The organism is Salinicola socius, from assembly GCF_001937195.1.
Classification (GTDB): Bacteria; Pseudomonadota; Gammaproteobacteria; order Pseudomonadales; family Halomonadaceae; genus Salinicola; species Salinicola socius.
Genome location: NZ_MSDO01000006.1, coordinates 30,384 through 50,108, shown reverse-complemented (window position 1 = coordinate 50,108; position 19,725 = coordinate 30,384). Strand labels below are relative to the sequence as shown.

General features: G+C 61.2%; 17 protein-coding genes and 2 rRNA genes. 9 read left to right on the top strand and 10 right to left on the bottom strand.

Annotated elements, in window-relative coordinates; genetic code table 11:
• The 4 genes from BTW07_RS06445 to tusA all read left to right on the top strand — a co-directional run.
• Positions 1-346 (top strand): 23S ribosomal RNA (locus tag BTW07_RS06445); the annotation flags it as partial.
• Positions 347-538: 192 nt separating this feature from the next.
• Positions 539-653, top strand: a 5S ribosomal RNA gene (gene rrf, locus BTW07_RS06440).
• A 219-nt stretch (positions 654-872) separates the two neighbouring features.
• Positions 873-1,991: a 23S rRNA (cytidine(2498)-2'-O)-methyltransferase RlmM gene (gene rlmM / locus BTW07_RS06435; protein WP_075569353.1), complete on the top strand. Its 1,119-nt coding sequence runs from the start codon at positions 873-875 to the stop codon at positions 1,989-1,991.
• A 25-nt stretch (positions 1,992-2,016) separates the two neighbouring features.
• Positions 2,017-2,259: a sulfurtransferase TusA gene (gene tusA, locus BTW07_RS06430; RefSeq protein ID WP_075569352.1), complete on the top strand. Its 243-nt coding sequence runs from the start codon at positions 2,017-2,019 to the stop codon at positions 2,257-2,259.
• Between the two features lie 52 nt (positions 2,260-2,311).
• On the opposite strand, the gene BTW07_RS06425 is transcribed toward tusA, so the two are convergent.
• Together BTW07_RS06425 and BTW07_RS06420 are read right to left on the bottom strand one after the other, a co-directional pair.
• Positions 2,312-3,007, bottom strand: a complete 696-nt coding sequence (locus BTW07_RS06425) for a hypothetical protein (protein ID WP_075569351.1) — start codon at positions 3,005-3,007, stop codon at positions 2,312-2,314.
• A 90-nt stretch (positions 3,008-3,097) separates the two neighbouring features.
• Positions 3,098-4,534: an MATE family efflux transporter gene (locus BTW07_RS06420; protein ID WP_075569350.1), complete on the bottom strand. Its 1,437-nt coding sequence runs from the start codon at positions 4,532-4,534 to the stop codon at positions 3,098-3,100.
• 113 nt (positions 4,535-4,647) lie between these two features.
• Here BTW07_RS06420 and BTW07_RS06415 point away from each other — a divergent pair, with 113 nt between their 5' ends.
• Positions 4,648-5,241 (top strand): elongation factor P hydroxylase, encoded by a 594-nt coding sequence (locus tag BTW07_RS06415; protein ID WP_075569349.1) that lies wholly within the window; start codon positions 4,648-4,650, stop codon positions 5,239-5,241.
• Here the strand turns inward: BTW07_RS06415 and BTW07_RS06410 are convergent.
• Together BTW07_RS06410 and BTW07_RS06405 are read right to left on the bottom strand one after the other, a co-directional pair.
• Positions 5,198-5,680, bottom strand: coding sequence for a hypothetical protein (locus BTW07_RS06410; RefSeq protein WP_075569348.1), 483 nt, complete (start codon positions 5,678-5,680; stop codon positions 5,198-5,200). The two genes, BTW07_RS06415 and BTW07_RS06410, sit on opposite strands and share 44 nt — an antisense overlap.
• Positions 5,677-6,552, bottom strand: coding sequence for a TatD family hydrolase (locus BTW07_RS06405; protein ID WP_075569347.1), 876 nt, complete (start codon positions 6,550-6,552; stop codon positions 5,677-5,679). The genes BTW07_RS06410 and BTW07_RS06405 overlap by 4 nt, the downstream gene beginning before the upstream one ends.
• A 281-nt stretch (positions 6,553-6,833) precedes the next feature.
• On the opposite strand from BTW07_RS06405, the gene BTW07_RS06400 reads away from it, so the two are divergent.
• Positions 6,834-8,765 (top strand): ATP-binding cassette domain-containing protein, encoded by a 1,932-nt coding sequence (locus tag BTW07_RS06400; protein ID WP_075569346.1) that lies wholly within the window; start codon positions 6,834-6,836, stop codon positions 8,763-8,765.
• A gap of 80 nt (positions 8,766-8,845) precedes the next feature.
• Here BTW07_RS06400 and BTW07_RS06395 read toward each other — a convergent pair whose 3' ends face one another.
• Complete coding sequence (locus BTW07_RS06395; RefSeq protein WP_071230430.1) at positions 8,846-9,301, bottom strand: universal stress protein; 456 nt, start codon at positions 9,299-9,301, stop codon at positions 8,846-8,848.
• Between the two features lie 282 nt (positions 9,302-9,583).
• On the opposite strand from BTW07_RS06395, the gene BTW07_RS06390 reads away from it, so the two are divergent.
• The gene (locus tag BTW07_RS06390) at positions 9,584-10,105 is read left to right on the top strand and encodes a hypothetical protein (protein WP_075569345.1); all 522 of its coding nucleotides are present in this window, start codon (positions 9,584-9,586) and stop codon (positions 10,103-10,105) included.
• A gap of 126 nt (positions 10,106-10,231) precedes the next feature.
• On the opposite strand, the gene slyA is transcribed toward BTW07_RS06390, so the two are convergent.
• Together slyA and BTW07_RS06380 are read right to left on the bottom strand one after the other, a co-directional pair.
• Positions 10,232-10,684: a transcriptional regulator SlyA gene (gene slyA / locus BTW07_RS06385; RefSeq protein ID WP_075569344.1), complete on the bottom strand. Its 453-nt coding sequence runs from the start codon at positions 10,682-10,684 to the stop codon at positions 10,232-10,234.
• 77 nt (positions 10,685-10,761) lie between these two features.
• A complete protein-coding gene (locus tag BTW07_RS06380; RefSeq protein ID WP_083941594.1) occupies positions 10,762-11,880 on the bottom strand; it encodes a DUF5924 family protein in 1,119 nt (372 codons plus the stop codon).
• Between the two features lie 379 nt (positions 11,881-12,259).
• Between BTW07_RS06380 and fadB the strand changes: the two genes are divergently transcribed.
• Positions 12,260-14,425, top strand: coding sequence for a fatty acid oxidation complex subunit alpha FadB (fadB, locus tag BTW07_RS06375; protein ID WP_075569343.1), 2,166 nt, complete (start codon positions 12,260-12,262; stop codon positions 14,423-14,425).
• A gap of 26 nt (positions 14,426-14,451) precedes the next feature.
• Complete coding sequence (fadA, locus tag BTW07_RS06370) at positions 14,452-15,627, top strand: acetyl-CoA C-acyltransferase FadA (protein ID WP_075569342.1); 1,176 nt, start codon at positions 14,452-14,454, stop codon at positions 15,625-15,627.
• 98 nt (positions 15,628-15,725) lie between these two features.
• Here the strand turns inward: fadA and BTW07_RS06365 are convergent, their stop codons facing one another.
• From BTW07_RS06365 to BTW07_RS06355, 3 genes are all read right to left on the bottom strand, one after another.
• On the bottom strand, positions 15,726-16,607 hold the full coding sequence (locus tag BTW07_RS06365; RefSeq protein ID WP_075569341.1) for a S66 peptidase family protein: 882 nt from the start codon (positions 16,605-16,607) through the stop codon (positions 15,726-15,728).
• 194 nt (positions 16,608-16,801) lie between these two features.
• Entirely contained in the window at positions 16,802-18,931 is a 2,130-nt protein-coding gene (locus tag BTW07_RS06360) for a putative bifunctional diguanylate cyclase/phosphodiesterase (RefSeq protein ID WP_158025864.1), read from the bottom strand.
• A 167-nt stretch (positions 18,932-19,098) separates the two neighbouring features.
• Entirely contained in the window at positions 19,099-19,485 is a 387-nt protein-coding gene (locus BTW07_RS06355) for an MAPEG family protein (protein ID WP_075569339.1), read from the bottom strand.
• Between the last annotated feature and the right edge of the window lie 240 nt (positions 19,486-19,725).

The window sequence follows — 19,725 nt, the reverse complement described above, 5'->3', positions numbered from 1 at the left end:
CATTTAAAGTGGTACGCGAGCTGGGTTTAGAACGTCGTGAGACAGTTCGGTCCCTATCTGCCGTGGGCGTTGGAGATTTGCGAAGTGCTGCTCCTAGTACGAGAGGACCGGAGTGGACGCACCTCTGGTGTTCCGGTTGTCACGCCAGTGGCATCGCCGGGTAGCTATGTGCGGACGGGATAACCGCTGAAAGCATCTAAGCGGGAAGCCTTCTTCAAGATGAGATCTCCCCGAGACCTAGAGTCTCCTAAAGGGTCCCGCAAGACTAGCTGGTTGATAGGCACGGTGTGGAAGCGCTGCAAGGCGTTGAGCTAACGTGTACTAATGCCCCGTGAGGCTTGACCATATAACCCCAAGGGGTTTACGAGAGACGGAAAGAAAGATCCCTTCTCCGTTCGGTGATCATCACCGACATTGCCGGATACGCGCTGCCCTCAAGAGCGGGCAGCCAATAGACGTCGCTCAGCAGCATGATCCGAATCAGTGGGAATGAGGGCCGGGTAGGCAGTGAAGGCTCATTATTTCTGCGTCAGTTTTGCCTGACGACCATAGCGAGCGGGAACCACCTGATCCATGCCGAACTCAGTAGTGAAACCGCTTAGCGCCGATGGTAGTGTGGGGTCTCCCCATGTGAGAGTAGGTCATCGTCAGGCACCTATACCGTACCCCAGCTTCGAAAGAAGCTGGGGTATTTTTATGGTGCGACAAAAACCAAGGGGTTTCCCCGTGGACCCGTTTATCGGGAATAAACGGGAACCGCTTTAGCGGGCCCGAAGGGCGAGACTCAGGATGAGCTGAGTCAAGCCCCGGAGCGCCGGCCGGGTATCGTCACGCTTCTATCCGAAACCCCGGCCAACAGGCTGGGGTTTTTTATGTCGGTTTTTTCCAGAGATGAATGCCAGCGCAGCGAGGCGATTGTGAATCGAGTGCCCAACGAATGGCTGTTATATTGTCGAGCGGGTTTCGAGCCCGATCTGGCCGCCGAGGTCAGTGCGCGCGCGCATGAAACCGGTGAGTCTGGTGAAGTCGTTGCGGCTGATCCTGATAGTGGCTTCGTGCGCTGGCAGACCCACGACGCTCAGCCAGCAAACAGCGTTCACCGTGAGTTACCGCTGATGTCTCTGGTGTTCGCGAGGCAGTCACTCATTGCCTTCGAACCACTCCCGCTCTCTCGAGACGATCGGATTTCACCTATCTTGAATCTGATCAAGGAGAGTGGCTGGAATTTCGAGTCGATCTGGCACGAGACGCCGGACACTAATGATGGCAAGAGTCTGGGCCGTCTCGCCAAGTCGCTGAGTCGTCCGCTGGAAAGTACCTTGAAGCGGGGTGGCGGGCTGCGCCGCAAAGCCGGCGGACGTCGCCTGCATCTGTTCTGGCTATCCGGCGATTCGGTACAGGTCGGAATGAGCTTTCCAGGCAATCGCAGCGATCACCCGGGTGGTGTTCTGCGCTTGCGTCATCCCGCCGATGCCCCGAGCCGTTCCACGTTGAAACTCGAGGAGGCCTGGCATACTTTCGTGCCGAAGGATGCCTGGGAATCTCGTCTGCATAACGGTATGCAGGCCGTGGATCTCGGCGCAGCACCGGGTGGCTGGACTTATCAATTGGTGCGTCGAGGGATGTTCGTCTACGCCATCGATAATGGACCCATGGCGCCGGGACTCATGGCGACAGGGCAGGTCGAGCATCTGCGTGAAGATGGTTTTGTCTGGGAGCCGCCATATCGGCTTGATTGGTTGGTGTGCGATATCGTCGACAAGCCGATGCGTGTGATCGACATGGTCGAGCGCTGGTTGGTCAAACGTTGGTGTCGAGAGGCAATCTTCAATCTCAAGCTGCCGATGAAAAAGCGCTGGGAAGAGGTTCAGCGCTGTTTGAATCGGCTGGAAGTGACGCTGAAAGCCAAAGGCGTAGTGGCCAGTATCGCCTGCCGCCACTTGTATCATGACCGTGAAGAGGTCACCGTCCACGTTCGACTGGACGGCTAACGACGGTAAATCGTGTGAGGCAACCATGAACAATGCGGCAACCCATCCAGATGAAACGTTGGATACACGAGGGCTCTACTGTCCCGAGCCGATCATGTTGATGCACAACAAGGTCCGTGACATGACAGCTGGAAATACCCTCGAGGTCATCGCTACCGATCCGGCGACCACCCGCGATATCCCCAAGTTCTGCAGCTTTCTCGGCCACCAGCTAGTCGAACAGAGCCAGGATGGGGATGAATACCGCTATCGCATCCTGCTCGGATGAGATAGCGGTCGACTTTACCACCCGTGGGATGGGGCGCCTTCCCGATAACGCGTCAGTTTCCCGGCGCAACCATCAGCGCCAGCGCCTCCAGCGTGTCCGGATCTTCGTTTCGGATGCGGTTAGCGATATTGCGCTGGAAAAAATAGAGCGTGCGGTGCCGGCTGCGGCCGGGATAGAGACAATCGTCTCCCATCAAAACGGGAAACGGCGTGGCTTGCGTATCGTCGACCAGCATCGCGTCGACAGTGCCATTGCGGTAAAGGTGCCAGCCGACGATCTGCTTGAGCTGCCAGGGCCTGCCGTCTTCATCCATGCATAGCGCATGCGTTCCCTGCGTTTCCGGGAGCTGCTGAGTCAGTGAGACTTCCGGGGTTTCTTCATAGTCGAAGTAGGCCGCCGCATGTTCCAGTTCAGCGATCTTATGTTCCGGCGCATCGTGGAATATTTCGTGGGTCTCGGGGTCCCGATAACCGACGAAATGACCATACTCGGGATCGTCGAGTTCATGGCATGGCGCCAGCGACTCCATCCATGGCACCAGCCCGACGACTTCGTCATCTTCACGCAGGCCCCATGCCAGCAGCGGCATGCCATACAGCGTGTCGGGATCGGAGGCGAGATAATAGAGCATCTCTAGACCATCGAGTTCGGGCGATAGCCGGACCAACCGCTTCCTGGCTCTCAGCCGGTGCCTCATGGTTTCCAGATCAATGATCTGCGCAGAGCGAGGGGAAAGTGGGACACCCATGGCTACCCTCCTGGTCGGCAATGTCTCGGCTTGAGGCATGACGCCAGTATTAGCATAGCCATGAAGGGCGTGTTAAGTCCCACGGCAAACTCAATGCAGATAAACTGCGTTTTTCGCTGAACGTTGACGGCTGACGCGCCAGAGCCGCCAGGCCAGTAGGCCTGCTGCCGTCGTCAAACCGGCGTTGAGACCTATCCAGTAACCGTAGATGCCCAGAGAAGCGAACGTACTGTCCATGCCGCGCCCCAGCAGGTGGCCACAGCCTAGCCCGACGAACCAGTAGGACAATAACGTGATGCCCATGACCACCCGCGTATCCTTGTATCCTCTCAAGGCGCCTGCCAGGTTGACCTGCAGCGAATCCGAGATCTGGAACAGCATCGCCAGCAGGATCAGCGACATCGCCAAGGTTCGTACTTCGACATTATTGGTGTAGAGCGATACCACCGGTGCTGCCAGCAGCCAGATCAGCAGACTGTTGAGCAGCGCCAGCGCGAAGCCGACGCCGATGCCGTTCCAGGCCACGAAGCGCGCTTCCGCCATGTCGCCGGCTCCCAGCCGATTGCTCACTCTGACGGTCAGCGCCATGCTCAGCGACAGTGGCAGCATGAACAGGATCGAAGTCACGTTGAGCGCGATCTGGTGTGCGGCGACCGTGATCTCCCCCAGGTAGGCGACAAGTAGCGTGATTACCGTGAACAGGGTGACTTCGAAGAAGATGGCCAGCCCAATCGGCAGGCCGATGTATAAAAGCTCTGCGATGTCTTTCCAGCGCGGCGGTGTCGGCGACGCCCACAGCGAGACTGGCGCGTAGGCTCGACTGCGCGTCGTGTACCAGACCATTCCCAGGCACATTGCCCACATCGAGATCGCAGTCGCGATACCGCAGCCGAGTGCCCCCAGTGCTGGCAACTGCTGGAGAAGCGTCGGAATATCGTCGCCCCATAGCTCGACCAGTCCGGGACCGCCGTAGATCAGCAGGAAATTGGCGGGAATATTCACGGCCAGACCCACGAGGCTCATCCACAGCGCGGGCCGGGTATGATGCATGCCGTCGGAGAAGGCGCGCAGTGCCTGGTAGAGTGCCACGGCGGGGATTCCGAAAGCCACCGCACTCAGATATTCGATCGCGAGGCCGGCGACGTCGGCAGGGATCTGCATCAGCTGGAAGATGGCTCTAGCGCCCAGCGTCATGGCCAGCGCGCTTAGGCATCCAAGGACCAGTGCGACCCACAGAGCCTGATGGACTTTTCCCCGCACCTGATCGAAATCCCCGGCACCGGCCCGATGTGCAACGATGGGCGTCACGCCCATCAGCGTGCCGGTCATCAGCAGCATCAACGGTACCCACAGGCTGGCGCCCACCGAAACCGCTGCCAGGTCAGTGGCGCTGGCGCGTCCTGACATGATGACATCCGAGGCGCTCATGCCGGCCTGGGCCAGTTGCGCACCGCAGACCGGCAGCGCCAGCCGCACCAGGCTCGCGGTCTCCCGCCGGCAGCGGTAAAAATGATTGGCGGTCGACACGAAGCGCTCCTTGACCGAACGGACAGGGCGGCGATTCTAGCAGGAGTCGTTGACAGACGCTCGGCGCGCGCCGACAACTTACGTATACTGCCGCGGTGTTCTGGAGGCCGTTCATGACCCACGACATCGAAGATTTGATCGTCCTGTTCGACGGCGTATTCGCCGACAGCTATCGGACCCGCTTGATTCGCGGCGACGTCGAGCCGATCTACCTGCCTGCCGATGCGCAGCACGATCACCATCGGATCGTCTTTGCTCACGGTTTTTTCGCCAGCGCACTGCATGAAATCAGCCATTGGTGCATCGCCGGCAAGGCGCGTCGGCAGCTCGAGGATTACGGTTACTGGTACGAGCCCGATGGACGAGATGCCCGCCGGCAGGCCGACTTCGAGCGGGTCGAGGTCGCGCCCCAGGCACTCGAATCGATGCTCAGCGACGCCTGTCGCAAGCCGTTCCAGGTCAGCGTCGACAATCTCGATGGCGTTGAAGTCGATCGTGACGCATTCGCTGCGAAGGTGACGGCACGGGCGGCGCGCTATCGCCGCGAGGGTATCCCTCTGCGGGCGCACGCACTCATCGATATGCTCGAGGTCTTTTATTCCGGAAAGGGCGGGGTTCTGCAAGCCGTCGCCGCCGGGCGGCGACGGCTCGGGGCGGGTAGCGCTACTCGTCCTGCTGCACGAGTCGCTGATGCAGATAGAGCATGACCTGCACTTCATGCTCCGGACGCAAGGGCTCGAGACCCATCTCGCCGAAGAGTTCACTGCGGGCGCGAGACCATTCGCCGGCATCGAGCTCGGGATAGAGATTCGCCGCCGGTTCCAACTCCACGAACGGATCGACGCCGAAGTCGTCGAACATCAACGATAGCGCCGCTTCATCGTCCTGAACGCCGGCGGTGTAGAGCGTCTCGCTGAAGTGATCGTTTTCCAGCTCTCGGATGACGTCCAGCGGACTGATTCCGAGATGGCGCAGCTCGTCGAGATCATAGCCGCCGAGCGACAGCAGCTCGTCTTTCAACCATTCGTCGTCCGGCTGAATCAGGGTGTTCTTGATCTGACCATTGGGGAGCGCCCAGGCGATGGCCAGTGGCAGCGAATTATCGCCGCCAGTTTCTATTGCGATGAATCCCGGATAGTCCGTCATTTGCCAGCGTCCTCCTCGAGCCTAAAGAAACGCCTGGCCGTGAGCGTGGTTTGTTGTGCCAGCTCGGCTTCGCTTTCGCCGCGCCAGTGAGCGAGTTCTCTGACTATCCAAGGTAGCAGAGCCGGTTCGTGACGGCGTCCTTTAATCTTCGCCGGCAGATTTCTTGGCAGCAGGTAGGGGCAGTCGGTTTCCACCATCAAACGCTCGCCGGGGATATCGGCGACGAACTCGCGAAGATGATGGCCGCGGCGTTCGTCGCTCAGCCAGCCGGTCTGGCCAATGTGCAGATCCAGGTCGAGATAGCCATGAAGTGTCTGCTTGTCACCGGTGAAACAGTGAACGACGGCGTCGCTGATCCTGCCCCGCCATTCATGCAGAATCTCCAGCATTCGACGGCCGGCGTCCCTTTCGTGCAGGAACACGGGTAAACCGGTTTCCGCTGCGAGAGCCAACTGGGCTTCCAGCGCGTGCTCCTGATCTGCAGGCGTCGAGAAATTGCGGTGGAAGTCGAGACCACATTCCCCCACGGCAACCACGACATCCTGCTGGTGGAGATTGCGCATCGATTGCTCCAGCTCGCCGGACCAGTCGGAGGCGTGGTGGGGGTGCAGACCTGCCGTGGCATGAAGGCCCGAGAAGCGCGTCGCGAGTCGAGCTGCCCTGGTTGCCCCCTCGAGGTCGGCACCGGTGATCACCAGAGTGGTGACATTGGCATTCGTCGCCCGGGCCAGTGTGGCCTCGAGATCCCGCTCGAAGCTTTCGTGGGTCAGATTGGCGCCGATATCGACCAGTGGCGTCGGCGATGTGATTCGTAACGCTTCTGGCAAGGGAGACTCGCCGTTCGAAGCTTCATGCTGGGGCGTGTCGCTCACGCGGCACTCCTTTTGAGTCCATGGATTGGTTTGATGGTTTTGGTTTGATGGCTTTGATGTGACGGGTTCGCGTCAATGGGAAAATGTCGGCATGCATTGTAAAGCGACAATCCTCAGGGACGAAGCCTGCGCCAATCCATTTCGGCGAGAGTGGGCGAGCAAGGTACAATGCCGATCAAGACACACGTTCCGCAAGCGCGACACGCTAGGCGTTTGCAAGCGATACGCTTTACAGATGCAACAGTCAGCTTTTTCGAAGACTCACGATCGCGAGGTCCTACGTGGCTCTGCTACGCCTTGAACAACTGCAACTCGCCTACGGGCATCATACGCTTCTCGACGGCGCCGATCTGGTGATCGAAAAGGGGGAGCGCATCGCGCTGGTCGGGCGTAACGGCACCGGCAAGTCGACCCTGCTGAAACTGATCACGGGCGAAAATCAGGCCGATGACGGCCATATCTGGCGTGCACCGGGGTTGAAGATCGGCGTTCTCGAACAGACGCTGCCGGACGCCGACGATGCGACGATCTTCGAGGTCGTCGCCCAGGGGCTGCCCGAGACCGGTGCGTTACTGGCCGAGTATCACCGCCTCGTGGCGATGGCCGAACCGGACATGCGCCGGCTGGAAACGCTGCAGACCCGTCTGGAAGCGCAGGATGGATGGTCCTTCCACCAGCGGATCGATACCGTGTTGACCCGACTGGGCCTGCCGGCCGATGCCATGATGAGCGGTCTGTCGGGTGGCTGGCGTCGGCGCGTGGCCTTGGCGCGCGCAATGGTTGCCGGCCCTGATCTGCTGCTCCTCGACGAACCGACCAACCATCTCGATATCGATACCATTACCTGGCTCGAGGAGCAGTTGCTGGCATTCGACGGGGCCGTTCTTTTCATCACCCACGACCGTGCCTTCCTGTCCAAGCTGGCGACCACCATTCTGGAGCTTGATCGCGGACGCCTGGGTCGCTATCCCGGCGACTACGCCACCTATCAGGCCCAGAAAGCGCACGAGCTCGAAGTCGAAGCCCGTGAGCGCGCCGAATTCGACAAGAAGCTGGCTCAGGAAGAAACCTGGATCCGGCAGGGTATCAAGGCCCGCCGTACGCGTAACGAGGGGCGGGTGCGGGCGCTGGAGAAAATGCGTAACGAGCGTTCGCAACGGCGCGAGCGGCAGGGGAAAGCCTCATTTCAGGTGGATGGCGGCGAGCGCAGCGGCAAGCGTGTCGTCGAACTGAAAGCGGTCACGCAATACTACGCCGATGCCTGCATCATTCGCGATCTGTCACTGGAGATTCAGCGCGGCGATCGCATCGGGCTGATCGGGCGCAACGGCGCCGGCAAGACGACGCTGCTCAAGATTCTGCTGGGCGAGCTCGAGCCCAGCGAGGGCGAGGTCCGCATGGGGACCAATCTGTCGGTCGCCTATTTCGACCAGCTGCGCGAAGGGCTGGAGCCGAACAAGAGCGTCTATGACAACGTCGCCCAGGGTAGCGACAAGGTCACGGTCGCGGGCAAGGACAAGCACGTCATCAGCTACCTGCAGGATTTCCTGTTCACGCCGGAGCGCGCGCGGCAGCCGGTCAAGGCGTTATCCGGGGGTGAGTCCAATCGGCTGCTGCTGGCCAAGCTATTTACCCAGCCGGCCAATGTGCTGGTGCTCGACGAGCCAACCAACGATCTCGATGTGGAAACGCTGGAGTTGCTGGAAGAGCTGCTGCTCGATTTCGAGGGCACCTTGCTGCTGGTCTCGCATGACCGGGCGTTCATGGACAACGTGGTCACCGACGTGTTGGCGTTCGAGGGCGACGGCATCGTGCGCAGCTACGTCGGCGGGTACACCGACTGGGTGCGGCAGGGCGGGCGTCTGCCGCCTGCGCCATGGGAATTGGCCGAAGCGCGCAAGGCTCAGGAAAAACTGGCCGAGCGACAGATGGCAGCCGCCCCCTCGGCGACGGCCGCGGGTGACAATAACAAACGCCGCCAGAAGCTTTCCTACAAGCTGCAGCGAGAGCTGGAGATGTTGCCGGCAACGATCGAGTCGCTGGAGGGCCGGATCGAGACGTTCGAAGCTCAGATGGGCGCGCCGGATTTCTATCAGCAGGATAGCGAGACCGTGGCCGCTGCCATCGAGGCGCTTTCAGAAACCCAGGCCGAGCTGGATCGGGCGATGGAACGCTGGATGGAACTGGAGGCGATGGCGGAAGGGGACGGCTAGCAGTCGGTGACGACAGTACCGGGCCCCTTGCCCGTCAGCGGCGGGCAAGGGGCGAGTTGAGTCACGGGGCGAAGGCGGGGTCACTCTTCCGTTTCGCCATCCTTGCCGACGCGAACTGCCAGCACGTCGCACTCCGCTCCGTGGAGAACGCCGGTGGACGTCGAACCCAGCAGTAGCGCGAAACCGTGACGCCCGTGGGAACCCACGACGATCAGATCGACATCGTGTTCCTTGGCAAAGCGCTGGATTTCGGTGTCAGGCATTCCCACTACGATATGCTGATCTTCTCGCGGGATATCGTAGGGGTCGGAGATGTCTGCCAGCCGTTGCGTGGCATGCTCGTCGAGTTGATCCTGGATACTCGTCAGGTCCATCGGGATATCGCCGCCATAGGCGAATCCCAGAGGCTCCAGCGTATGGATGATCGAGAGCTTGGCCTGATTCCGGCGCGCGATGGGAATCGCTCGTTCCAGTACCTTATGCGAATCCTTGGTCAGATCCACGGCAACCAGCACGTGATGGTATTCGTTGCTCATCGGGTAATCCCCCGTCCGGCGAAAGAACATGACTAACTGTAAGCGCGCCTCATGGACGACACAACGTCATTTCCGACAATGGTCTGCGGTCAGGCGCGCAGACGATCATCAACCATGCGCTGCCGTGACGCAACGCGATGCAATCGTTTGCGGACAGATGGCATCGCGTCATGCATCGCCGTCGTTCGGCGCCGGCGGATTCGGCGTCCATCGGCCCCGACGCCACAGGTCCGGCATCCGCCAGGTTCGGGGACAGGCGGTCGAGACAGGAGGGGAGAGGTAATGGCGGTATTGGGTTTTCTATTGGTTGCGGTGCTGTTGATTCTGTCACCGATGGTGTGGCTTCGACCCAGTCGAGGCGAATCCATCCGGGGCCAGATGCGGCGGCACGTCAAGGCCAATGGCGGGGAGCTGAATTTCACCAAGGCGCCGCTGGCAATGCCGAATGTTGCGCTCACCGGTTATCGGCTGCGTTATCCCGGTACGGAGACGGGTAGCGATTTCACCGTGATCCGTAACGACGTCGCCAGTGAGGCGCTGGAAGCGGCGACGGATCAGTGGCGCTGGCGTCAGGCGCCGTTGCCATCGTTGGATGCAGATCGGCTGGCGGCGCTGAAACAGTGGCTGGAGCAGTTGCCGGCGGATGCGCTGATCGTCGAATCCGGTAAACACACGATGTGCGTCTGGTGGCAGGAAGCGATGAGTCTGGAGCGATTTCAGCAGGATTGGGCAAGCTGGCTCTCGATGCGTGACACCCTGGCCGGTAGCGGCAGAAAAGTCGAGGTTCCGACCCGGCCGCTATGAGCGCCACGCACCGCCAGACGGGAATACGGAGAGTGGGTTTGCCGGGGCGCGGCCAGCACCGAACGCGTCGAGCCGGTCGGAATTCGAGCCGGCTAGAATTCGGGCTAGAGCCGAGCCAGGACGGGATCAGCTCGCCTTGGCCTCCTCGGACTGCCGTTGCAAGTCCAGCCCGTTTTTTTCGATACGGTCCAGCATGCTCTCGAACGTATCGACCTCTTCCTGCGTGAATCCACCCAGCATTTCATCGCGGACGGCGTTGACGATCTCTTCGATCTTCTCGAGTAGCGGCGTCGCGTCATCCGTCAGATGAAGCCGCTTGGTGCGACGATCCTCGGCGCACGGACGGCGCTCGATCAAATTCTGCTCGGCCAACTGGTCCAACGTGCGCACCAGCGAGGGCGCCTCCACACCGATGGCCCGCGCCAGATCGCACTGGGCCTGACCTCCACCCATGTTGCGCAGGTTCCAGAGCGTCACCCAGCGTGTCTGGGTCAAGCCCAGTGGCGCCAAGCGTTCATCGATGACAGCGCGCCAGAGTCGCGGCAGGCGTGCCAGTTTAAAGCCGATATGCTGTGCCATAGCGGATTACCTGAATCGTGAACGTCCTAACATTCTCCAAAGCGCCGCAGGATAATGCAAGCCACAATGGTTGGCGATTAGTCGTCCTGTTCACCATCGTTTCCTAATAGATGACGGATATTCCAGCCCGGGATGCCCGGTGGACGCTGTATTCTGCCGTCGGCCATCGTGGCATCGTCATCATCGGCCACCGTGAAACGGACGCTGCCGATTCGTTGGCCGGTCTGGGTCATCACGTCGATCTGCCAACGACCCTCCAGTTCGCCGGAGAAATTCTGCTTGTGGGTCCAGGCCCGGTACCCCTGATCTCGCCCGCCATGAATGACCAGTGCGATGCGCTCCACCACGTCGCCGTCATGACGCCACACGTGATAGATCTTTTCGCGCAGACCACGCGGCGCCCGGATCGCTGTGTAGACGTAGAGCCCACGGGACTGAAGGGCTTGCGGCGTCAACTTCATGCTACCGCTGGGCTCGCGCGCGGCCGTGTCGAAGCCGGGGGAGAGCGCGCTGCCTGACAACCACAGCGTCGCCGGTGGTATCCAGCTTCGCCCGGTCCAGGCAATGCCACCCAGCACGATCAGCAACCCTGCCATGGCGAGCCAGCGGACAATTCCCCCTGGCTTGAGCAGCCCCACGACGCTAGGGAGGCTGAAGAACATCATCGCCACAATCGACAGAATCAGACTCTCCCCGGTGGTCAGGCTCAGCATGATGGGCAGCGTGACCAGCATCACCACGAACACGCAGAGCGCGTGGAGCAGGAAGTAGAGCCAGCGATGGCGGTTGGACAGACCGAAATACAGGGGATCCAGAATGGCGAGGATCGAGCAGATGATCAGCAGCCCGGTAAAGATGGCCTGACCGCTGGTCCAGATGGTCGTGGCAAGAAAGAACGGGAGAGAGAAAAACAGCGTTTCCTGATGAACCATCTGTGCGATGAACGTCGCCGCGGCGCGAGGCAGCGCCGCGTTGCGGCCGTGTCGTGTCAGCCATTTACTGGCAACGCTTTCGACAATCAGCAAGACCCAGGTCAGCACCAGTCCCAGTGCAAGCAGCGCGCCCAGCCACTGCTGTCGATTGACCAGGAAAAATCCCAGCAAACCCAGCACGAAGGCGACAGGGGGCCAGATCCAGTGGTAGCGGCGCAAGCGAGCAACCAGCGGTTCCAGCCGAGCCAGTGTCGAAGACGTCATGGGTGCTTTCACGGCCACGGGCCAGGCTCCTTGGAGTGATTCCGGATTCGAATGATTCCCGCATCGGGTGATTGCCACGGTCGCCAGCCGACATCCGTGCGATGGAGAGACAGCGGGCTGACGGGTGAGGCATTCTAGCGGGTAAGGCACGGTTTTGCGCGAAGACGGCGTAGTGCGCCCCGTATCGCGGGGGGGCTGCGCCGGCGCGAGAGTTCGAGCGGTGCCCGAGAAGAGCCGTGTAAGTATCCAGGCCGAGACTTTGGTTGAGCTTGACGAGGCCACTCGCGCGGCTCAAGCTTTCGATATTCAAACAGTCGTATGATTCGCCTCGTCGATGCCAACACGAGGCGTTTTCGCAGCCATGGCACGGAGATTTCCCATGCTCTATCAAGGCGATGCCATTCGGGTCGAGCGTCAGGACGGCGATCTTGCGCTACTGACGCTCGATCTCAAGGATGAGGCGATCAACAAGCTCTCGTCTGCGGTCATCGGTGAGTTGTCGCAAGCCGTCGACGCGCTGGAAGGTGAGTCGGGCCTCAAAGGGCTGATCATTGCCAGCGCCAAGGACGTATTTATCGTCGGTGCCGATATCACCGAGTTTCATGCGATGTTCGCCAAGGACGAAGCTTTCCTGGTCGACATGAACACGCGAATCCACGCGCTGTTCAACCGCATCGAGGATCTGTCGTTCCCGACCGTTACGGCGCTCAACGGCCTGGCGCTGGGTGGTGGGTGCGAGCTCAGCCTGACCACCGATTTCCGCGTGATGGCGGAAACGGCCCAGATGGGATTGCCCGAGACCAAGCTGGGTATCGTGCCGGGATGGGGCGGTTGTGTCCGGCTTCCGCGGCTGATCGGTGCCGACAACGCCATCGAATGGATCGCTGGGGGGGCACAGAACGATGCTGAGACGGCCTTCAAGGTCGGAGCCGTCGACGCCGTGGTGCCGCAGTCCCATCTGCTGGCGGCGGCCCGCGACATCATCGACAAGGCCAACGCCGGGGATCTCGATTACCGTGCGCGCCGGGTCGAGAAGCATTCGCCGCTGAAACTCAATGCGGTCGAGCAGATGATGGCATTCGAGACCGCCAAGGGGTTCGTGGCCGGCAAGGCGGGGCCACACTATCCGGCGCCGATCGAGGCTATCCGGGTGATCCAGAAAGGCGCCGGTGAAGGCCGCGAACGCGCCCAGGCGATCGAAGCCCAGGCGTTTGCGAAGCTGGCCAAGACCGACGTCTGCTACAACCTGGTCGGCCTGTTCATGAACGATCAGGCGGTCAAGAAGAAGGCCAAACAGTACGAGAAGGACGCCAAGGCGGTCGAACAGACCGCGGTGCTCGGCGCGGGCATCATGGGCGGCGGCATCGCCTACCAGAGCGCCTACAAGGGTACGCCGATCCTGATGAAGGACATCAGGTCCGAGGCGATCGAACTCGGTCTGAAAGAGGCCCGCAAGCTGCTGACCAAGCAGCTCGAGCGGGGCAAGCTCAGCCAGACGCGAATGGCAGAGGTGCTCGGTAACATTCGGCCGACGCTCTCTTACGGCGATTTCGGTGAGGTCGATCTGGTGGTCGAAGCCGTGGTCGAGAACCCCAAGGTCAAGGGGGCCGTTCTCACCGAGGTGGAGGCCAATGTCGCCGCCGACACCATCCTGGCGTCCAACACCTCCACCATCTCCATCGATCGGCTGGCGGCCAACCTCAAGCGCCCCGAGAACTTCTGCGGCATGCACTTCTTCAATCCGGTGCATCGGATGCCGCTGGTCGAGGTCATTCGCGGCGCCAAGACCTCCGATGCCGCGGTCGCCGCGACCGTCGCCTACGCCCGTCAGATGGGCAAGACGCCGATCGTGGTCAACGATTGCCCCGGCTTTCTGGTCAACCGGGTGTTGTTCCCCTACTTCGGTGGCTTCAGCGGCCTGGTCGAGCACGGCGTGGACTTCGAGCGCGCCGACAAGGTGATGGAGCGTTTCGGTTGGCCGATGGGGCCGGCCTATCTGCTCGATGTCGTCGGTATCGATACCGCGGTGCACGCCAGCGAAGTGATGGCGGAGGGCTTCCCGGATCGGATGGCTCACGATGGCAAGTCGGCGATCCAGATCATGCTGGACAACCAGCGTCTCGGTCAGAAGAACGGCAAGGGCTTCTATCTCTATGAGGAGGACAGGAAGGGCAAGCCGAAGAAAGTGCATGACGATGAGGCGCACCGGCTGGTGGCCGAGGTCGTGCGGGAAACGCGTGAGCTCTCCGACGACGAGATCATCGCGCGAATGATGGTGCCGCTGTGCATGGAGACGGTGCGCTGTCTGGAGGACGGCATCGTCGGCTCGCCTGCCGAGGCCGACATGGCGTTGATCTACGGCATCGGCTTCCCGCCGTTCCGTGGTGGCGCGCTGCGTTACATCGATGCGATGGGCGTTGCCGAGTTCGTGGCGGTGGCCGAGCGGCTGTCCGGCGAACTGGGTGCGCTGTATGCGCCGACGGCGCGACTCAAGGAAATGGCGGCCAGCGGCGAGCGCTTTTACCCTGACGTCAGCGATCGCTGAGCCCACCACCAATCGGAGTCACAGTCATGAGTTTGAACGCAAGAGATGCCGTGGTGGTCGATGCCGTACGCTCCCCCATGGCCAAAGCCAGGAACGGGGCGTTCCGTCACGTCCGCGCCGAGAATCTGTCTGCTGCCGTGATGCAGGCGCTGTTCACGCGTAACGCCGGGCTGGATCCCGCAGGCGTAGACGATATCCTCTGGGGCTGCGTGAACCAGACGCTGGAACAGTCGATGAACATCGCGCGTAATGCGGCCATTCTAACCGGCATCCCGCGCACGGTGCCGGCGCAGACCATCAACCGGCTCTGCGGTTCGTCGATGAGTGCGCTGCACATTGCGGTGGCCAATATCCGCGCCGACATGGGCGACTGCTATCTGATCGGTGGCGTCGAGCACATGGAGCATGTGCCGATGACCCATGGCGTCGATGTCAATCCGGCAGCCAGCAAGAGCACGGCGAAGGCAGCGATGATGATGGGCCTGACCGCCGAGCTGCTGGGCAAGATGCATGGAGTGACTCGAGAACAGCAGGATGAGTTCGGGCTGCGTTCCCATCAGCGTGCCAGCGAGGCCAATCGTCAGGGTTACTTCGATAACGAGATCGTGCCGATCGAAGGCCACGATCAGCAGGGCTATCGCAGCCTGATCAAGCACGATGAAGTCGTGCGCGAGGATGCCACGCTGGAACAGATGGCATCACTCAAACCGGCGTTCGATCCCAGGAATGGCACAGTGACAGCGGGTACTTCCTCGGCGCTTTCCGTCGGTGCTTCGGCGCTGATGGTGATGAGCTACGAGCGGGCCAAGTCCCTGGGTCTCGAGCCGTTGGCCAAGATCGTTTCCACCGGTGTGGCCGGTTGCGATGCGTCGATCATGGGCTATGGCCCGGTTCCGGCGACACAGAAAGCGCTGGCAACCGCCGGCCTCAAGATTGGCGATATCCAGACGGTCGAGCTCAACGAGGCTTTCGCTGCCCAGTCGATCCCGGTTCTGAAGGATCTCGGGCTGCTCGATCGCCTGGATGAGGCGGTCAACCTGCACGGGGGAGCGATTGCCCTCGGTCACCCTTTGGGCTGCTCCGGTGCGCGAATCTGCACCACCTTGCTCAACGTGATGCGCCAGCAGAACACCACCTTGGGTCTGGCTACGATGTGTATCGGCATGGGCCAGGGGGTGGCGACGGTGTTCGAGCGTTTGTAGACGTCAGGCCGGTAGTGACGGGCATAGGGCCGCCTCGCATTGTGCGAGGCGGTTTTTTTGCGGGGCCGGACGCCGTGAACGATGTGGCGGTGAAAGACTCAGCCGAAATGAAGCTGGTTGGCGGCAATGCGTGCGTTCGTCCCGTAGCGCCAGGGCAGGTTGTCGCGCCCATGTCCTATCGGCAGGCCGGCGTAGAGTGGCAATCCGCGGGGCGCCAGCCACGTCTCGAACAGCGTCTCGATATGCAGCTCGCCGTAGGGAACGCAGTCTTCGAAAGTGCCGATGCACACGGCAGCGGCATCATCCAGTGCCCCTGAGTAGGCCAGTTGCCAAAGGTCGCGTTCGAGTCGGTAGTAGGGCTCACCGACATCCTCGAGAATCACGATGGCACCCGGCGGCGCGCGGAACGCCAGCGAGCTACCCGCAACGCTGGCCAGGGTCGAGAGATTGCCCCCCACCAGCGGCCCTTCGATGGGGTTTTCCAATGCGCTCGAAACGGGCGTCAATGTCACGCTTTCGGCAGGCTTGCCCTCGAGAAGTGCAAGCAGCGCGCCGAAATCGCGATGGCTCGCGGCACGCAGGGCTGGATCATCGGCCGTGAGCTTCACGCCCTCTTTCATCACCGGTCCGTGAATGGCCGGCAATCCGTGACGGTGGCATTGATCCAGCAGCACGCTGAGATCGGAATAGCCGATCAGCGGCTTGGCAGACAGTCTGTCCCAATCGATCTCGGTGGCCAGGTGTGCGCATCCGTAGCCGCCGCGAACGGCCCACACGGCGTCAGTTCCGGGATCGGCGTAGGCGTCGTAAAGCGTCTGCAGGCGATGGTCGACATCGCCTGCCAGGTAACGCTTCTGGTTCTGCAATCGAGCGGGGAAGCGTACGGCAATACCGAATGACTGCAGGGCTTGAGCGGCCTGCGCCAGTATCTCGGGGCGAGTGTACGATGCGGGCGCTATCAGACTGAAAATCGGAGACATGGCAACGGCTTCGTGAAATCGATCGAGGGAATCCAGCACGTTACGTCAGCACGACGCGCAACGCCACCGGTGCGGTGCCTGCATCGCCGCCGACGAAACGCGATTTTCAGAGGGTGTCGTGATTTCAAAGAACGTTGCGATGAACGGTGACCTGACACGTAAAGACAAGTCGGGCCAGGGAGGAGATATCGGTCTCAGGTCTTCAGCCGTTCGATCAGCTGCTCCATCGCCATGGGGCGCCCCAGAAAGTAGCCCTGATACTGCTTGACCCCCAAGGCTTGAAGCAGTTGCCACTGCTCTTTTGTCTCGACCCCTTCGGCGACGGTCTCCATGCCGAGCCGGTCGCACAGCCCGACGATGCCTGCCAACAGATGGCGGGATCGGGGATCCGCCTCCAGATCCTGCATGAAGCTGCGATCGATCTTGATGGTATCGAAGGGGAGTCGTTTGAGATAACCCAGCGACGAGTAGCCAGCGCCGAAGTCGTCCATCGCGACACGGAAGCCCAGGCTTCGGAGATGCTCGATCCGGGCTTCCGGTGCTCGCGAGTTTTCCATGAACACCGATTCCGTTACCTCGAGCTCGAGCTGGTCGGCGGTGATACGGTGGCGCTGGCAGGCGCTGCGCAACGTGCCCGCCAGGGCGTCATCCATGACGTGCAGTGCCGAGATGTTGACCGCCACCGGAAGCGGATTGCCTGTTGTTGCGAGACGCGCGGCATACTGCGCAGCACGTTCGATGGCCAGATTTCCCAGTGCCGACGCCATGCCATTGTGTTCGGCGAGGGGCACGAAAGTCGTCGGGGGAACTTGCCCGTACTCGGCGCTCAGCCAACGCGCCAGGAGTTCTGCGCCGATCACGCGATTGTTGCCATCGAACTTGGGTTGAACGACGAAATCCAGCGACTCCCTGACGATGGCTTCACGCAAATGGGAGAGCATCGAAATCTGCTCGAGATTGTGATGCTTCAACTGATCGTGATAGGCGACGATAGCGTTCTTGCCGCTATCCTTGGCTGCATACATGGCGACATCGGCATGCTTGAGCAGCGTTTCGGTATCGCGTCCATTGCGTGGGGCGTGTACGACGCCGATGCTGGCCGTGACGCTGATCTGATGGCCGCTGATCACCATGGGGTGGGCCAGTGCCTCGAGCAGGCGCCGGGCGATCTTGTCGGCCATCTCCGCGTCGCTGCCGACGTCGATGACCACCACGAATTCATCGCCGCCCCAGCGCGCGACGAGATCCTTGCTACGCAGCGTTGCACGCAGGCGCTTGACCATGATCTTGAGCAGCGTGTCGCCTGACTGGTGGCCCAGCGAGTCGTTGATGTGCTTGAAACCGTCCAGATCGATGAAGAGGATCGCCAGCCCGTGTCCCGGAGCGAGTTTCGGCAAGCGACGATTCAGCATCTGCTGCAGTGTCGCGCGGTTGGGAAGCTGCGTCAGCGTATCGATTCTGGCGAGATGCTCGAGCTCGCGCTCGGAGCGCTTGCGTGCCGAGATGTCTCGAAGCGCGGCGATGTAATGCGTCTGGCCAGTCTCGTCCAGGGTGAAGTGGCTGAGGGTCAGTTCGACCGGTACGGGGGACTCTCCCTCGACATGAAAGACGCCCTCGTGATGCTGGATCCGGTCACTCCGCGCGATGGTTGCCAGGTCGCAGTGAAGGACATCGGCTTGGATATACTGCTGCAGCGCGCGACCGATGATCGTGCTGGACGGCAGGCCGCCGAGCTCGGTGAATGCATCGTTGGTTTCGAGAATCCGCCAGCGCTCGTCGACGACCAGCATCGGATCGCGCGAGGCGGCAAACGCGTGGGCCCGGATACTGCCGTGGTTTCGTTGATCGCGTGGGTCATCGATCACTTCCCAGATACCGGTTGCTGTCTCGGGAGCGGATTGGTCATCGCGAGCGGTGATGGCACCGCGAATGCGCCACCAGATTGATGTCTGGGTCGCGTCGGGCTGGATCAGGATGTCGACGCGGTCCTGTTCGCCACGATTGATTCGTCGCCACAAGATAATCAGGCGGCGACGCTCGGTCGATGGCATTGCCTTCAGTAATGTCCACCAATCGAGGCGCATGGGCTCATCGGCGTGATGAGCCCGAGCATCCAGGGTGCCGCAGAGGAAACTACGGTCGGGAGAGTTCCATCTCCAGTAGGAGTTCTGGGCTGCCGCCATGGCCTCCAACGCCCACTGCCGATGCGAGTCCAGATCGACGATATCCATAGGTTCCTGCATCGGCACGAGCGAGGCCGATTGTTCGGCACCAGCATCGTCATGAGCGGGCGATTCACTATGAGATTCATAGTCGGTGGACATGGACTGGATCTCGATGGTTCTGGAATGGCGGAAGCGACCCCTGGCCTGCAGCTCGAATCCTATCGGCCCATTGCGTGAAAACTTGATGGGCTCCATGGACTTTCGTTTCCCTGACGACGGTTCTCCAACTGCCGGGTCTCCCGCACCGATATCTCGACCTGGTTCGACTAGACGAGCGCCGTCAGAAACAGACACAGCACGGCAAGGAACGCGACGATAAACAGGGACGATCGCAGTGTGGCCATGTCCATGGCATAGCAGATCCCGTGCCCGATTCGAGCCAGCACGAAGATTACGCAGGCGATGTCCGCCAGCCAGCCACCACCGGCTGTCTGGATCGCAACGATACCGGCCGTGAACAGTGCCAACGCCTCCCAGGCATTGCTCTGGGCTGCCCATAGGCGAGCACCCTTGCCCGTCATCTGCCCATACTGCTGGCGGGGATGATGGTTATCGAGATGCCCGAATTCCTGTCGCCGGACGTTGCTGCCCCAGAAAGCCAGCCAGAATGGCAACAAAGCCGTTATCAGCAGACACCACAGCGGTAGACTCATGTCGATCCTCTCGTCGATCCTGCTGGACACGATGACCAGCGACTCTTACCCAAGGTAGCAGATCGCGTTGGCGGCGCGTGCTTCTCGAGCGAGGCCGAAGCGTCACGTCTCATCCTGGTTTTTCGGCTCGTCATTGGCGCTCGGCCCGATTTTGCGGCGTTCTCCCGGCACCTGATACCCTCCTTGCCTCCTTGCCTCCTTGCCTCCTTGCCTCCTTGCCTCCTTGCCTCCTTGCCGTCG